Annotated in this window: 15 protein-coding genes; 9 read left to right on the top strand and 6 right to left on the bottom strand. The window is 65.4% G+C overall.

From position 1 onward, the window contains the following. The first annotated feature begins 170 nt into the window (after nt 1-170). From AC1DRO_RS01125 to AC1DRO_RS01145, 5 genes are read left to right on the top strand one after another with little or no spacing between them, the layout of a single operon-like run. On the top strand, nt 171-1,517 hold the full coding sequence (locus AC1DRO_RS01125) for an ABC transporter substrate-binding protein (protein ID WP_476949483.1): 1,347 nt from the start codon (nt 171-173) through the stop codon (nt 1,515-1,517). Nucleotides 1,518-1,540: 23 nt separating this feature from the next. Next, nucleotides 1,541-2,509 (top strand): carbohydrate ABC transporter permease, encoded by a 969-nt coding sequence (locus AC1DRO_RS01130; RefSeq protein ID WP_476949484.1) that lies wholly within the window; start codon nt 1,541-1,543, stop codon nt 2,507-2,509. Further along, nucleotides 2,506-3,423, top strand: a complete 918-nt coding sequence (locus tag AC1DRO_RS01135; RefSeq protein WP_476949485.1) for a carbohydrate ABC transporter permease — start codon at nt 2,506-2,508, stop codon at nt 3,421-3,423. The genes AC1DRO_RS01130 and AC1DRO_RS01135 overlap by 4 nt, the downstream gene beginning before the upstream one ends. 51 nt (nt 3,424-3,474) lie before the next feature. Then, nucleotides 3,475-4,536: an NAD(P)-dependent alcohol dehydrogenase gene (locus AC1DRO_RS01140; RefSeq protein WP_476949486.1), complete on the top strand. Its 1,062-nt coding sequence runs from the start codon at nt 3,475-3,477 to the stop codon at nt 4,534-4,536. Beyond that, nucleotides 4,536-5,513, top strand: coding sequence for a carbohydrate kinase family protein (locus tag AC1DRO_RS01145; protein WP_476949487.1), 978 nt, complete (start codon nt 4,536-4,538; stop codon nt 5,511-5,513). The genes AC1DRO_RS01140 and AC1DRO_RS01145 overlap by 1 nt, the downstream gene beginning before the upstream one ends. Before the next feature lie 8 nt (nt 5,514-5,521). On the opposite strand, the gene AC1DRO_RS01150 is transcribed toward AC1DRO_RS01145, so the two are convergent. The 6 genes from AC1DRO_RS01150 to AC1DRO_RS01175 form a co-directional block, all read right to left on the bottom strand. Next, nucleotides 5,522-8,167, bottom strand: coding sequence for a PEP/pyruvate-binding domain-containing protein (locus tag AC1DRO_RS01150; RefSeq protein ID WP_476949488.1), 2,646 nt, complete (start codon nt 8,165-8,167; stop codon nt 5,522-5,524). Between the two features lie 236 nt (nt 8,168-8,403). Beyond that, on the bottom strand, nt 8,404-9,426 hold the full coding sequence (locus tag AC1DRO_RS01155) for a PRC and DUF2382 domain-containing protein (RefSeq protein ID WP_476949489.1): 1,023 nt from the start codon (nt 9,424-9,426) through the stop codon (nt 8,404-8,406). 601 nt (nt 9,427-10,027) lie between these two features. After that, nucleotides 10,028-10,375, bottom strand: coding sequence for a hypothetical protein (locus tag AC1DRO_RS01160; protein ID WP_028276265.1), 348 nt, complete (start codon nt 10,373-10,375; stop codon nt 10,028-10,030). Between the two features lie 161 nt (nt 10,376-10,536). After that, a complete protein-coding gene (locus tag AC1DRO_RS01165; protein ID WP_476949490.1) occupies nt 10,537-10,983 on the bottom strand; it encodes an Hsp20/alpha crystallin family protein in 447 nt (148 codons plus the stop codon). Between the two features lie 332 nt (nt 10,984-11,315). Continuing rightward, nucleotides 11,316-11,582 (bottom strand): GlsB/YeaQ/YmgE family stress response membrane protein, encoded by a 267-nt coding sequence (locus AC1DRO_RS01170; RefSeq protein ID WP_028276267.1) that lies wholly within the window; start codon nt 11,580-11,582, stop codon nt 11,316-11,318. 202 nt (nt 11,583-11,784) lie between these two features. Next, a complete protein-coding gene (locus AC1DRO_RS01175) occupies nt 11,785-12,114 on the bottom strand; it encodes a MarR family winged helix-turn-helix transcriptional regulator (protein WP_476949763.1) in 330 nt (109 codons plus the stop codon). Nucleotides 12,115-12,583: 469 nt separating this feature from the next. On the opposite strand from AC1DRO_RS01175, the gene AC1DRO_RS01180 reads away from it, so the two are divergent. The 4 genes from AC1DRO_RS01180 (at nt 12,584) to AC1DRO_RS01195 (ending at nt 15,702) form a co-directional block, all read left to right on the top strand. Beyond that, nucleotides 12,584-13,423, top strand: coding sequence for an ATP synthase subunit B family protein (locus tag AC1DRO_RS01180; RefSeq protein WP_476949491.1), 840 nt, complete (start codon nt 12,584-12,586; stop codon nt 13,421-13,423). Beyond that, entirely contained in the window at nt 13,420-13,833 is a 414-nt protein-coding gene (locus tag AC1DRO_RS01185; RefSeq protein ID WP_028276270.1) for a phage holin family protein, read from the top strand. The genes AC1DRO_RS01180 and AC1DRO_RS01185 overlap by 4 nt, the downstream gene beginning before the upstream one ends. Before the next feature lie 19 nt (nt 13,834-13,852). Beyond that, nucleotides 13,853-14,461 carry a DUF3618 domain-containing protein gene (locus AC1DRO_RS01190; protein WP_476949492.1) on the top strand — a complete coding sequence of 203 codons (609 nt, stop codon included), beginning with the start codon at nt 13,853-13,855 and terminating at the stop codon, nt 14,459-14,461. 119 nt (nt 14,462-14,580) lie between these two features. Next, nucleotides 14,581-15,702: a YihY/virulence factor BrkB family protein gene (locus tag AC1DRO_RS01195; RefSeq protein WP_476949764.1), complete on the top strand. Its 1,122-nt coding sequence runs from the start codon at nt 14,581-14,583 to the stop codon at nt 15,700-15,702. The last annotated feature ends 11 nt before the right edge of the window (nt 15,703-15,713 follow it).

A 15,713-nucleotide genomic window follows, 5' to 3' on the forward strand; every position in this document is an offset into this window, starting at 1 on the left:
CAGAATTCAGCAAGCATCGCGCTAGTTGTGCCCTATGCCACAAGCCTAATCTTGAGGAACACCAGCGAGGCACCCGGCATTGAGGCCCTCGTCCCGCTCACCGCCCGCACCCCGACACAGCAATCGGAGTAGGGCAGCATCGCACCCCCTGACGAACAAAGGAGTCCTTAATGCGCGCAAAAACACGCGTCGCCATGGCGGCAGGCGCCCTGTGCGTGGCACTCAGCGCCTCGGCCTGTGCAGGCGCCGGCGGCGGCAATTCCGCAGGCGACCCGAACAGCATCAATGTCCTGATGGTCAATAACCCCCAAATGGAGGACCTGCAGCGGCTCACCGCTGATAACTTCACGAAGGAAACCGGCATCCGGGTCAACTACACCGTCTTGCCGGAAAACGACGTCCGCGCCAAGATCAGCCAGGAGTTCTCAAGCCAGGCCGGCCAGTACGACATTGCGTCACTGTCCAACTACGAGATCCCCTTCTATTCCGCCAACGGTTGGCTGGCGTCGCTGGACAACGTGGCCAGGGACGCCGAGTTCAACCAGGCGGACATCCTGCCGGCCTACACCGCGTCGTTGACCGGCACGGACGGCAAACTCTACGGCGAACCTTTCTACGGAGAATCCTCCTTCCTGATGTACCGGAAGGACATCTTCGACGCCAAAGGGCTGACCATGCCGGAGAAGCCGACGTGGGACCAGGTCGCCGACCTCGCCGCCAAGGCTGACGGGGCGGCGCCAGGGATGAAGGGCATCTGCCTGCGCGGCCAGCCCGGCTGGGGCCAGGTCTTCGCACCACTGACCACTATGGTGAACACCTTCGGCGGGACCTGGTTCGACAAGGACTGGAATGCGAAGGTCAACGCCCCCGAATTCACCGCAGCCACCGAGTTCTACACCAAGCTGGTGCGGGAGCACGGTGAAGCGGGCGCCGCCCAGGCCGGGTTCACCGAATGCCTGAACAACATGAGCCAAAGCAAGGTCGCCATGTGGTACGACGCCACCTCCGCGGCCGGTGCCCTGGAAGCCGAGGCCTCTCCCGTGAAGGGAAAGATCGGTTATGCCCAGGCGCCCGTGAAAGAGACCAAGTCCTCCGGCTGGCTGTGGACCTGGTCCTGGGCGATGCAGGCGGCCTCCAAGAAACAGGATGCTGCCGCGAAATTCATTGCCTGGGCCAGCTCGAAGAAGTACGAGGAACTGGTCGCGTCCAAGCTCGGCTGGTCCAAGGTCCCGTCCGGCAAGCGCATTTCCACGTACGAGAACACCGAGTTCCAGCAGGCCGCGCCGTTCTTCAAGGCCGAACGCTTCGCCATTGAGAACGCGGATCCGACCAACCCCGGTGTCCAGCCGCGGCCGGCGGTCGGCATCCAGTTCGTCGGTATTCCCGAGTTCGCGGCCCTGGGCACCCGGGTGTCCCAAGGCGTGAGCTCCGCCATCGCCGGCCAGGGCTCCGTTGCCGATGCGGTGGCCAAGGGCCAGGAAGCCGCGCAAAAAGTCGGCGACAAGTACAAGAAGTAACAACCCAACCGCAGGAGAACATCATGACTACCGCAACGGCGCGCGTCTCCCGGCAAGGGAGCAGCACCGCCAAACCATCCAGGAACGCCAGGGCGCGGGAACGCGCAGTGGCTTGGGCACGGCGGGCACCGCTGCTGCCGGCCCTGATCTTCCTCATCATCGTCACCCAGCTTCCGTTCGTGGTGACCCTGATCATTTCGTTCATGAACTGGAACAGCCTGAGCCCGGACAAGACCGGATTCGCCGGGTTCGAGAACTACATCCAGGTGGTCACCGACCCGTACATGCTCCAGGCAATCCTCACCACCATCGTCGAGACCGTCTCGGTAGTCCTGGTCAGCCTGGTCCTCGGCCTCGGCCTGGCCCTGCTCCTGGACAAAAAGTTCATTGGCCGGGGACTGGCCCGGACCCTGCTGATCGCTCCCTTCCTCATCGTTCCGGTCGCGGCTGCGCTCATCTGGAAGCACGCCATCCTCAACCCGGTTTACGGTCTGATCAACGGCTCCCTCACCTGGATCTGGTCGCTCTTCGGCTCCGAGGCCCCGCCGCAGCCGGACCTGCTGTCGTCGGCACCCCTGATGGCCATCATCGTCTCCCTGGTCTGGCAGTGGACCCCGTTCATGATGCTCATCCTGCTCGCCGGCCTGCAGTCCCGCCCCATGGACACCGTTGAAGCTGCCCAGATGGACGGTGCCACTCCCTGGGCAATTTTCCGCCACCTCACCCTCCCGCACCTGCGCCAGTATCTGGAACTCGGTGGACTGCTCGGGGCCATCTATATCGTGCAGAACTTCGACGCCACCTTCGTCATCACCTCCGGCGGCCTCGGCACGGCCAACCTGCCCTACGCCATCTACGAGACGTTCTATTACGCCAACGAATACGGCCTGGCCTCAGCGGCCGGCGTCGTGGTGGTCATCGGCACCATCTTCGTGGCGACCTTCGCACTCCGCACCGTATTCTCGCTCTTCAAGAAGGAGGCAGCACGATGAGCACCCTCACCCCCGCCGGGCCCAAGTCATCAGTCCCCGCCCCGTCCACCCCGACCACGGGATCACGACGCCGGGGCAAGTCACGCATGGACCCCACCCGCAACAACACCGCCGCCGGCCTTGCGGCCTGGCTGCTGGCCCTGCTGTTCGCGGTGCCGGTCCTGTGGATGATCCTGACCTCATTCCACTCCGAAATCGACGCCGCCACCAACCCGCCGTCGATCGCCGCCGACCTTAACCTGGACGCCTACAAGGAGTTCTTCGGCGCAACTTCCGGCGTCAGCCCCTGGCCGTCGCTGATTAACTCCGCCACCGCCTCGATCTTCTCCACCGTCCTGGTCCTGCTGCTGGCCATCCCCGCCGCGTACGCCCTGTCAATCCGGCCGGTGAAAAAGTGGACCGACGTTCTGTTCTTCTTCCTCTCCACGAAGATGATGCCCGTCGTCGCCGCAGTCCTGCCGCTCTACCTCTTCGCCAAAACCGCCGGCGCGCTGGATAACATCTGGTTCCTGGTCCTGATGTACACCTCGATGAACCTGCCCATCGCCGTGTGGATGATGCGGTCCTTCCTTGCCGAAGTGCCCGTCGAAATGCTTGAGGCCGCCCAGATCGACGGCGCCACCCTGCTGCTCACGCTCCGAAAGGTCATCGCCCCGGTGGCAATGCCCGGCATCGCCGCCACCGCGCTGATCTGCTTCATCTTCAGCTGGAACGAACTCCTCCTGGCGCGGGTCCTCACCGGCGTCGTGGCCGGCACCGCCCCGGTCTTCCTCACCGGCTTTGTCTCGGGCCAGGGCCTGTTCATTGCCAAGGTCTGCGCCGCCGCCGTCGTGATCTCCCTGCCGGTGCTGTTCGCAGGGTTCGCCGCCCAGGACAAACTCGTCCAGGGTCTCTCCCTGGGTGCAGTGAAATAGCGCCGTCAAATAGCCCGCCACCGCCTCTACAAACCGCAAAGGATCCCTTCGATGACCACATCAACCGCACAGTCCCGCACCCCCGGACATCCGGAAGTGCCCGCCACCATGCGCGCCGCCGTCCTCAAGCGCCAGGGCGACATGGCCATGGAAACACTGTCCGTCCCGGAGTTGGACGCGGACCAGGTTCTGGTGCAGGTCGCCGCCGTCGGTGTGTGCGGCAGCGACGTCCATTACTATGAGCACGGCCGGATCGGCGACTACGTCGTGGACCACCCGCTGATCCTGGGCCACGAGCTCTCCGGACGCATCGCCGCCGTCGGCAGCGACGTGGACCCCTCCCGCGTTGGCCGGCGGGTCGCCGTCGAACCCCAACGGCCCTGCCGCACCTGCAAGCAGTGCAAGGCCGGACGGTACAACCTGTGCCCGGACATCGAGTTCTACGCCACCCCGCCGATCGACGGAGCTTTCACCGAATACGTGAGGATCCAGGACGACTTCGCTTACGACATCCCAGACAGCGTCAGCGACGAGGCGGCAGCCCTCATCGAACCACTCTCCGTTGGCCTCTGGGCCTGCGAACGCGCCCAGATCAAGCCCGGCAGCCGGGTCCTGATCGCCGGAGCCGGCCCCATCGGCATCATCGCCGCCCAAGCCGCCCGCGCTTACGGGGCGACCGAAATCTACATCACGGACATCGCAGAAGAAAGGCTCGCTTTCGCCCTGGAACACGGCGCCACCCATGCCTTGAACGCCTTGACGGACAGTACCGAAGGGCTCGACGTCGATGCCTTCATTGACGCCTCCGGCGCCCCGCAGGCCGTCCGTTCCGGCATCAAAGCCGTTGGACCGGCCGGCCGGGTCATCCTGGTCGGGCTCGGAGCCGACAACGTCGAACTCCCCGTCTCCTACATCCAGAACCGCGAAATCTGGCTCTCGGGCGTCTTCCGCTACACCAACACCTGGCCGCTGGCCATCCAGCTGATCGCGGACGGAAAAGTAGATCTGGACATCCTGGTGACCGGCAAGTTTGCGCTGGCCGACTCGGAAGAAGCACTCAAAGCGGGCAAGCAGGCCGGTCAGCTCAAAACTGTCGTCTACCCGGGCCGCTGATGCACATCACCGACGCCACCCCAGCGCCCCGCCTCCCCGCGGGGGACGGTGTCCTGACGGTCATTGGCGAATCCCTTGTCGACATCATCCGCGACCCCCGCGGTCCTGCCGGCGGCCAGGCCCACCCCGGGGGCAGCCCCCTCAACGTGGCAGTGGGGGCTGCGCGCCTCGACCTCAGGACAATCCTGGTGACCCACTATGGCCTTGACCCGCACGGACACCTGCTGGAAGAGCATCTGCAAACGAACGGCGTCCAGGTGGTCAACGGCGGAAGCGCGGCCACATCTACGGCCCTCGCCACCCTGGGATCTGACGGTGCCGCCGAATACGCCTTCTCGATCACCTGGGCAATCAGTGGGGCGTCCCTCCCGGCCCTCGCTGCCGTCAAAGGTTCCACCCACGTCCACACGGGGTCTATCGCTACGGTGCTCCCGCCGGGGGAGCAGGCCACCCTTGCCCTGGTAGAGGCCGCCCGGGAGCACGCGACGACCAGTTTCGATCCCAATTGCCGGCCCGCGATCAGTCCCGATGCGGCTGCGGCACGCCGGCAGGCGGAAGTGTTCGTGGCGGCGAGCGACATTGTCAAAGCCAGCGACGAAGACCTGCGCTGGCTCTACCCGGACCGGGCACCGGAAGAATCCCTGCAGGCCTGGCTGGAACTGGGGCCGGCGGTGGTGGCCCTGACGCGCGGAGCCTCAGGCCCGGTCATCCTGTCCGGAAACAGGCGGGTCGAGATGGCAGCTGAACCGATCCGAGTGTCAGATACTGTGGGCGCCGGCGATTCCTTCATGGCGGGGCTTATTTCCGGACTCGCCAAACTTGGAGCGCTCGGGGCGGAGGGAAGACGGCAACTGCAGACCCTGGCCCTGGATCAGCTCCACGCAGTCGTCTCGTACGCGAACCGTGCAGCGGCGATCACCTGCTCCCGGAAGGGCGCCAATCCTCCGTGGTCGGCGGAACTCGGGGAACTGTCCTGATGACGCGGTCAGTCTGCGACCGTGACGGTGCCGGCGTCGCCGTCAACGCGGATCCGTTGGCCGCTGGTGAGCCGCTGGGTGGCCACACCGGTGCCGAGCACGGCCGGGATGCCGTACTCGCGGGCCACGATCGAGCTGTGGCTCAACGGCCCGCCGACGTCGGTCACCACGGCGGAGGCCATCGCGAACAGCGAGGTCCAGGCCGGGGTGGTGATGCGGGCTACCAGGACGTCCCCGGGCTCCATCAGGCCGAAATCCTGCGGGCCCCTCAGGACGCGGGCCGGGGCGGTGACCCGGCCGGCGCTGGCGCCGACGCCCTTGATGACGTCGCCGAGCTGGTCCCGTGGGCCGGCCGGCATCATTGAGCCGAAGGCCCGCTCCATCCACCGGTTCTCCGGCAACAGTTGCGGGGCAGCGGCCTTGGCCTGGCCCCGCCACAGCATCTTGCGCTCCTCGACGGCGCCGGCGCGGACGGGCCGGTCCGCCCCGGTAATTGCCACGGCTGCCGGTGTGCCCGACCCGGCAAGGCCGAACTCGACGGCGCTGCGCAACTCCCGGTGGCGCAGCCAGAAGACGTCGGCGGGCTCGGCGATGACAGCGGAGTCGACGAGCCGTCGGCCCAGCTCGAACAGCATCCGCCGCAGCAGCGGCCACGCCAGCCCGACGTCGGCCAGGGCGTCCTCGCGGATCGGGGCTGCGTTTTGCGCCCACCGAAGCAGCCGGAGGAATGCGGCCCGGCGCCTCGGCCCGAGCCGGGCGATGATTTGGCTGGTTTCATCTTCGCGGCGGGCGGCCGAGAGCCGCTGGCGCTCGTAGGGGTCATTGCCCTGTCCCCGCAGGTAAAACTTCACGGTTTCCAGCAGCGGCGAGGGATCGTCAGCAGGCACCGGACTGACGAAGTCCAGGTTATAGACCGCATGGCCGAACCGGCCGAGGTGCTCCTGGAAGCGGGCCTGCCATTGCTGCCAGGGTGCCGGGTCCACTCCGGCGGGCGGGAACCCGGTGCGTTGCGGCCCGGCCAGCGCAGCGGTGGGTTCGTTGAGGATCGCCGGGGCCAGCCCCGGGACGTCCCGGGCCCAGGCTGCGAGGTCGTACAGCGACTTCTCTGCGCGGATGGGTTCGCTGTCGTAACCGAGGAGGAAGGTCTGGGCGGGGGGATCGCCGTCGCGCCGAACGAACTTGTCGTAGTAGGCCCGGAAGGAGATTTCGCTTGTTGCGGCGATCGGAATGATGGACTGCACGGCCGTGTAGTAGACCGTGCCGGCGTCAAGCAGCGTCTGCACACCCGCCAGCAGTTCCTCTCCGGAGAGCTCCCCGACGGGCTTCGCGGACCAGTCCTTGATCACCTGCTCGTAGCGGGGATGCGAAAATTCCCGCCAGCCGGCCACTCCCATATGCGCCTTGCCACGGGCCAGCGCGCGCATCGCCGTCAGCGACTTGCCCATCACCCGCCACATTCCCGAGTTGCGGTAGTAGTAGTAGGCGTAGCCGTTGATAGTCGGCAGCCCGACGTCGTCCTCGCGGATGACCTCCTTGCCGACGGCGCCGGCCATCAGGGCCCTCAGCGACCGTGACACCGAGTCGTCAATGAGGTCGGCGAACAGCGGCGAGAGGGGGTCGGGCAGCTGCTCAACGATGCTTGCCCGGAAGTAGAGCCCGTGCCGGTAGGGCACCGGCCAGGTGTCCGGGATGTCGGCTGCCGGGTCGGGCAGCGCGGTGATGGGCCGGGATTGCAGGATGAAGAACTCGCCACCGGCGCGTGCCCACTCGATATCCTGCGGCGTCCCGAAATGCTCCGTAATCCGTGTTCCGTAACCGGCCAGCTCGGCCGCCGCCCGGTCGTCCAATACGGCCTGCCGGCGGCGCGTCGCCGGCACCGGCTGCTCCAGGGTGCCGCGCTCCGCGTAGACGGTCATGACCTCCTTGTCAGCTGTCCGGCGGGACAGCACACGGCCCGTCCCTGCTTCGACGACGACGTCGTCCGTGGTGACCGATCCGCTGACAACGGACTCGCCCAGGCCCCACGCAGCACTGATCACCGTCTGGTCGCGGCGCCCGTTGGCCGGATTGGCGGTGAACATCACCCCGGCCGCCTCGGCGTCGACCATCTGCTGGACCACGACGGCGAGGCGCACCGTGTCCGGGTCGATGCCTTCACGGGCGCGGTAGGCCATGGCACGCGCCGTCCACAGGGAGGCCCAGCACTCAATCACGGCCGCGGCCACAGCCTCCGTCCCCCGGACGTTGAGGTAGGTTTCCTGTTGCCCGGCGAAGCTGGCTGAGGCGAGGTCCTCGGCCGTGGCGGAGGAGCGCACCGCCACGGCTGTGTCTGCGTCGCTTAGCCTCCCGTAGGCGGCGCCGAGTTCCGCCGCGATGGCGTCTGGCATGGTGCCGCCGGTGAAAAGGGCGCGGATCCGTTTCGAGGCTTCCTCGTAGTCCTGTGGTGCCGCGTGCGGCGACAGAACAGCCAGTTCATGGATGCCGGCCTCGAGATGGTTGGCAGCCACAAAATCCGCGTAGGCTGCGGTGTTCAGCACGAACCCCGGCGGGACCGGCAGTCCTCCCTGGCTGAGGCCGCCCAAACCGACGCCCTTGCCGCCTGCCACGGCGACGTCGCCGCGCCCCACATCGTCGAAGTTGTTGATGTAGGTCATGACCTCGAGTCCTTTCCGCCCGGAGCCAGGCTCCGTGGTTCAGCCTGATTCCCAACATACTGGCACTGCCGCAGGCGAGAGGCCATAGCCGTGCCGGTGGGCAGGGGATCCCGGTGACCCCTTCGCCGAGGGGTGTGGCCGGGGGCAACCAATCGCTCCCACCCCCGTTCCGACAACAAGATGCCCGGGGCTATGGGCCGCAGCCCTTGCCCCGGGCATCTAAACAATCCGCATGTTCAGCCGCGGCTGGTGTCGGTGCCCTCGGAGCCCTCGGATCCCTCGCTGCTTTCGCCGTCAAAGTGTTCCTTGTGGACCTTCTCACGGATGGTGACTTCATCTGCGACCGTTTCAGTAACGATGCGGACCCGTTCAACCGGGACGGTCTCCTTGGTCACTATGACTCGCTCTTCGTGAAGGATTACCTCGTCGTCGCTGGCCGGACGGTTCGAGACCTCGTCGCGGTCCTCCTCGGCAATCGGTTCCCGCTCGATTCGAACCTCTTCGCGTTGCACTGGCACCGTCCTGGTGACGGTTTCCGTCGTGACGTATTTGCGCAGGCGCCCCCGGCCCGTGGCGTCGCGGGTTTCGGCGCGGTCGATTCCGGTGGTGTCCTGCCTTGTCGTGGGTGGCGTTGCGGCGTCGGTGGTGGGTGTCGCTGTGCCGTATCCGGCTGTGCCCGTGGCGTCGGGGGTCTCGGAGCGGTCGGTTCCGGTGGTGTCCTGTAGTGTCGTCGGTGGCCGGGCGGCTTCGGTGGTGGGTGTCGCTGTGCCGTATCCGGCTGTGCCGGCGGCGTCGCGGGTTTGGGCGCGGTCAGTTCCGGTGGCGTCCTGGGTCGTGGGTGGCGTTGCGGCGTCGGGGGTTTCGGCGCGGTCCGTTCCGGAGGCGTCCTGTCGTGTGGCGGATGCTGCGTCAGCTGTATCGGCGTCCGTGTAGGTGCGTCCGCTGTCCATCCGGTAATGCTGGTAGAGCCGGTCTTCCTCGGCAGGCTCCAGAGGCCGATCGGCGTCGATCCTTGGCGCGTCCTTGACCTGATTTTTGTTGTACGGGACGACGATGTCATTGCCCTCCAGCCGAGCACCCTCGAGGGGAACAAATGATTCGGACATCCCGAACAGGCCCGTACGAACGGTTACCCAGCTGGGCTGGCCGGCTTCGTTGTCTACGAAGACTTGGCCGATGGAGCCGATCTTTTCTCCGTCTCCCGACAGGACATTTGCGCCTTGGCTGAGCAGACGGTCAATTTGTTCGGTGGTGAGCATGACCTCTCCTTGGATCTCTTCGGTTGAAATAGTGGGTCCGGTCAGGAGCCCTTGATAGACCGCCCGACCGGTACCGGACAGGACGCATTGGTGCTGTCCGGTGCTTGGGAAGCGTCCGCGGCACTGCGAACTCCGGGAGGGGCGATGATCAGCGGGCAGTGCGCTCAGCTGAAAACTTCCGAGGCCGACCCGCAGTTCTGGCACGGTCAGGGTCCTGCGCGAGACCTTCGCGAGCAGCGGCCTGAAGCCGCAAGGGAGCGCAGACTGGGGATGAACGTTGTCGCCACCGCCAGTCCGGCTTGGAGCCGGTGGGAAATGTCCAATGGAATGCGCCGCCATTCGATTAGGAACTGGGACCGGTCCCGTTGCGCAGGGAGTTCTCCCGCGCCGTTTTCCGTGTTATATCACGAGCCCGGTTAGATTAGGAAGCCCCCTTATGAATAGGTGGGCTCCCGGCGGCTGGGCTCCGCCGGAGGGCACGCTGGGAAGCCCGGCGCCCAAGAGACGGCCCGGTGAGGACACCCGTGGCGGGCATTCCAGGCCGTGCAAGTGGGGTCCTTGCGCGGGGCGATGGCGGAGAGAGTATGGTGTACGGCCAGGTCTAGTCCTGGTCCAGTTCGTCGAGCAGGGACTTCGCTGCGGCGGCGATGTCGTCGTAACTATTCTGGGCGGCCCGGCTCTCGATGGCGAGAATCGCGCAGCGATGCAGCCGGCGGAAATCACCGAAGGGAAAGCTGTAGCGCCCCTTCGTGTCGTGCGTCTTCTCGGCGTCTTCGCCCAGATGCCACGTGCCGTACTCCTTGTACCCGTGCTTGTCGATGAATGCGTTTTCTGCCTCGGCGTCGGGCGCGTGCTCGCTCCAATCGTCACGGGTATCCCGGGCAAACCTCGAGTCCTTGATGAGCTGCCGAGCATGACGCAGCGCCGCGTCGTTGATCTTGATAGTCATGAGGTGGTGTCCGCTCTGTCTCAATTTTCCGGGGCGGGGGCTGCGGAGGCCGTGGCGAGGCTGGGCACCGGTGCACCAAGACCGGCCGCCTCCTTTGCCATGCCAGAAGGCGCGCGCGGTCGCCGGTGGGTGCCGGGCGGGTCAAGTGCCGGAAATGCCGTTCAGGTCACGAAGTTCTCCGGTGCTTCCGGTGACTGGTTTCCACCGCGGGAGACGTGGACTTTCGTGGCGGACGGTCCGGACTGCTCCGGGATCTGGGCGCGGATTTCCAAGACGCCGTCGATGTAGCTGGCCTCGACGGTGTCAGGGTCCGCGCCGCGGGGCAGCGGGACGCTTCTCGAATATTCGCCGTACCGCACTTCGCTTCGGTAACCCGGTTGATCCTTGTGCGCGGGCTCGGTGCGACGGGCAACGATATTCAGGTTGCCCTCGGTGACGGTGATGTCGATGTCCTTGTCCGGGTCGATGCCGGGGATATCGGTTCTGACCACCAAGGTGTTTCCGTCCCGGTATTCTTCGACCCTGAGCCAGGTGTCCATCTCGCCTTGCAGGAAGCGCCGGACTGGTTCGGGCACGTCGATGCCCGTGCGGCGGAATAGGTTGTCCATGTCTATCTCCTTGCTGTTTAGCATCTCTGGTCGCATGGTGTCGGATGCGCGCGGAGCAATGACTTCTGCCGCTTTGGCGACAACTACTAACGACGGCGACGCCGGAACCGGCCGCCGGAGCTGCGCTCGGAGGCTTTCAAAGCTTGTTCTCGACGAAGCATTGCGGGCGGTCGCCCGGCTTGAGGTGAAACGTCATGAGGTTGGACTCGGCGGCGCGGGCCGAGAAACGCCGGGAGTTTCCTCCCGGGGTGTTCCAAGACCGGCCCGGCACCGTCTGACAGAAGTGGCAGGGCGTCCTCAGCGGCAACCCTGCACCCGGAGTATCGAGGCTGCTACGCCCTGGTCCTGCGACCGGCAAGAGCCCCATAGATCAGGAGCACAATAACGGCCCCGAGGATGGAGAGGAGCCAGGTCCGCAGGTCAAAGAAGTCAGCGAGCCCTCCGCCGAAGATCAACGAGCCGATCCAACCTCCGAGGATTGCGCCCACGACGCCAACAACGAGTGTGATCAGCCAGCCGCCTCCCTGACGGCCAGGAAGGACCGCCTTGGCGATAGCTCCGGCGATAAGGCCGAGAATGAGAAAAGCGAGAATTCCCATCTTTGTACTTCCTTTCGGTAGACCGGTCGTGGAATGCGGCCGTAACGGCGATTTAATCAGCATGCATAGTAACGCGCAATACCCGGCTCAGCGGCCCCCTGTCTTGCTCGCCCCTTGCCGGTCCAAACTGCAATGGAAGCGGCGACTGGCCGTGGGCGCCGGGCGGGGGAGGCCCAGAGGCAACCAGCCGCGGGAGGCTAGTTCATTGGCGCCGGAGTCCGTCCTTGGGCGGGGGAGGGCACGTCGAGCCTGGGGTGCCGGGCCGTGGAGCCTGGAAGAAATCCACAAACCGGGCGAGTTGCTCAGACAGGGCCTCCCATCCGTCGAAGTCTGCAGGAACGGCCGCCCGCTCCGCCCTGGATGCCGCTTGCAGTGCCGCGCTGCCGGCGTCGGTAATCTCAACCTGAAATTGGCGCCGATCCTCCGGGTTTCGCGTCCTCGTGACCAGACCCGCGTCCTCGAGCCGGGCAAGGACGCGGCCGAGCGTTTGGCTTTGGACATGAACTCTTGCGGCGAGCTGTTCCTGGTACATCGGGCGGGGTGCCACGGCTTCCAGCGCGATGACGGCGGCACGCGTCAACCCCAGTGGCGCCAGGGCATCGTCGTGGAGGCGTTGCACTAAACGGGCCGCTGAGGTTAGAAGCCGGTAACCGTCCCGGGCGTTGGGCTCACGGGCGAGTATCACGAAGAAGACCTTCCTGATTGGGTGGCAACGAAAGTCACGCTGCCTGCGACGTCGGCACGAAGCGCCGACGCTGGATACCCACCCTATGCATGCCGGGCTCCCTTTTGGCAAGTATGCTTACTATTTTTCACCCGCGGCCCACAGGGCGCGCGGCGATTCGCCCGACGGGCGGAAGGTGGACCGTCCGATTTTCGTTCGAGGCCTTGCGCGACATATAGCAAGTGTGCTTAGTATCTAGTTAGTAACCGTGCTTACTAATTTCATCCGGTAGCGCTAGTCACGATCCCAAGCGGACCATTCCTGAAAGAGAGCAACGATGACACAGAACCCATGGGCCCAGGCAGCACCCGAAGCTTCCCCGGACCGGTACGCCGGTGTTGGAGTTGTGCCCCCGCAAGGCACGGGACGTGCTGACTCCAAACAGGAAGCGGCCAAGGACGAAGCTGCAGACGTAACGCGGCACGCGGCAGACGCTGCCCAGAACGTCGCCGAGACGGCCAAGGCGGAGGCAGTCAACGTTGCCGCCGAGGTCAAGACCAATGCCCGGGACCTGCTGCACCAGGCAAAGTCCGATCTCACCGAGCAGGCAGGAACCCAGCAGCAGAAGGTCGCCGAAGGTCTGCGGTCCGTCGCCGGCGAATTGCATTCCATGGCTGCCGCCTCTGACCAGCCCGGCGTGGCCACTGACCTCGTCCGCCAAGCTGCCGAGCGGTCCTCCGCTGTTGCGTCCTGGCTCGATGGCCGGGATCCGGGTTCGCTTCTGACCGAGGTAAAGTCCTTTGCCCGGCAGCGCCCGGGCACCTTCCTCCTGCTCGCGGCTGGAGCCGGTGTCCTGGCTGGGCGTCTCAGCCGCAGCTTGAGCGCCGGCGCCCCCGAAGCGACGGGCGCTACCGCTACCGGCACGTCCACTGCTGGCCGGATCCCCGATACCGGGGTAGCGGTTCCGCCGCCGCCGGTACAGATGCCCGCTCCGCAAACCACGACGGCGGGCCTCGCGGACACCTACCCGCCGAATCCGCTGGACTCCGATTTGGGAACCCCCGATCCGCTACGCGACGCCGGGCAGGGCCGCCGTTCCTCAGAGTCCGTGGCTGGTGAGCCATTGCAGCAGGCTGATCCGCTGCGCGATGACCCCTTTGATGGTGGCCGTCGATGAGCAGCGAAATGCCTCCCACGGCCGCGCAGGCAAAGGCTGAATCGACGTCCCTGGGTGACCTTCTCGGTGAGGTCACACGGGACATGTCCACCCTGATGCGACAGGAAGTGGAACTGGCCAAGGTCGAACTCAAGCAGTCCGCCACCCGGGCAGGCAAAGGCACCGGCATGCTCGCCGGCGCCGGCGTCGCTGGCCATTTCGTGCTCCTGTTCCTGTCTTTGGCGCTCTGGTGGGCGCTGGGGATCGTGATGGGACTGGGCTGGTCCGGCGTTGTTGTCGCCGTCATCTGGGCAGTTGTCGCCGCCGTTCTGGCAGCCATGGGCCGCAAGGAACTGAACGCGATCAAGGGCATGCCGAGGACGGCTGAAACCCTCCAGGAAATCCCGCCCACCCTAAAACCCAACTCCTAAGATTCAGCGAGGAAACACGATGAGCGAAAACCCGGATGTCATCCGAGCAGATATTGAAGCAACCCGTGCCCGCCTGGGCACAAACGTGGACGCCGTCGCTGACAAAGTCACGCCGTCGCATATCGTCCAGCGGCAGACGGACAGAGTCAAAGAGAACGTCAAAGACGCCGTCTTCGGAGTGAAGGATAAAGTCATGGGAGCCGCAGACCACACCACCGACCACGTCCACTCCACTACCGGAAGCGTCGGCGCGCATGTGAGCGACGCGGGCGCCGCAGTTGCGGGCGCGCCGGGCCAGCTGAAGAACAGGACACAGGGGAACCCACTGGCTGCCGGGTTGATCGCCTTTGGTGCCGGCCTGCTCGTTTCCTCCCTGATCCCGGCCAGTCAAAAGGAGCGTGAAGCCGCTGATGCCCTCAAATCGGCAGCCGAGCCACTCACCACGGAACTGACGGACGCCGCCAAGCAAGTAGCCGAAGGGCTCAAGGCGCCCGCCCAGGAAGCTGTGGAGAACGTCAAGGCCACTGCCGCGGACGCAACCGATCACCTCAAGGCAGACGGGCAGGCCGCTGTGGAGGACGTCAAGGATCGGACTGCCGAAGCCAAGGACAACGTTCAGCAGGCCTGAGGCCGCGTCTGAACAAGGCCGGCTGCCCTCGCTGATGCGCTGGGCGGCCGGCCATTTCCCTTAACCCCACGAAGGAATTTCCAATGGCCAAGAACCCAACCAAGGCAGAAAATGAATCCATGACCGACGCCGAAACGGACGAGAGCAGCACCGCCAAGGCCCGCACGGCACCTGCCCCGGACGACTCCCGTAAACCGGACAGCCCGGCCGACGTCACTAAGCCCTCGTGGAAGTACATCGCCAAAAAGACCCTGCGTGAATTCACCAAGGACCAGTGCCCGGATCTCGCCGCAGCGCTGACCTACTACGCGGTGCTTTCTATTTTCCCGGCGCTGTTGGCCCTCGTGTCGTTGCTGGGCATTTTCGGGGACGCCAAGAAGACCACATCCGCTCTCATGGAGATCGTTCAAGGAGTCGCGCCCGGTGACACCGTGGACGCTATCCGCCAGCCAATCGAGCAGCTCAGCAGTTCCTCCGCTGCCGGCCTCACCCTGGTACTCGGCATCCTCACCGCCCTCTGGTCCGCCTCCGGCTATGTCGGAGCCTTTGGCCGGGCAATGAACCGGATCTACGAAATTGACGAGGGCCGGCCGTTCATCAAACTTCGGGGCACGATGCTCGCCGTCACCATTGCCGCCGTGCTGATCGTCCTCGTGCTTTCAGCCATGCTCGTGCTGAGCGGGCCGGTGGCGGACGCCGTCGGCAACGCGATCGGCCTGGGCGGGGCCGTCCTGACGGCGTGGAACATTCTCAAGTGGCCGGTGATTCTGTTACTCGTGATTCTGGTGATCGCCATCCTCTACTACGCTACGCCGAACGTAAAGCAGCCCAAGTTCCGCTGGATGAGCCTGGGTTCCGCTATCGCCTTGGTCATCTTCCTGCTGGCGTCCTTGGCCTTCGCTTTCTATGTGGCCAACTTCAATAGCTACGAGAAGACCTATGGTGCGATCGGCGGCGTCATCATCTCGCTGCTGTGGCTCTGGATCCTGAACATGTCGTTGCTGTTCGGTGCCGAGTTCGACGCCGAGATGGAGCGTGGACGCCAACTCCAGGCCGGCATTGAGGCCGAAGAGACCATCCAATTGCCGCCACGGGACACGAAACAGAGCGACAAGCTCCAGGCCCGCGAAGAAGAGGACATTCGCCGCGGGCGCGAGCTCCGGGAACAGCACGGGATCCAGCCTGAACGGCAGGAAGGCAATACCCAACCCCGGGACACGGACGGAGTGGGGCGCCCCTAACCCGCGGAAAT

The organism is Arthrobacter sp. P4_F11 (assembly GCF_056401395.1).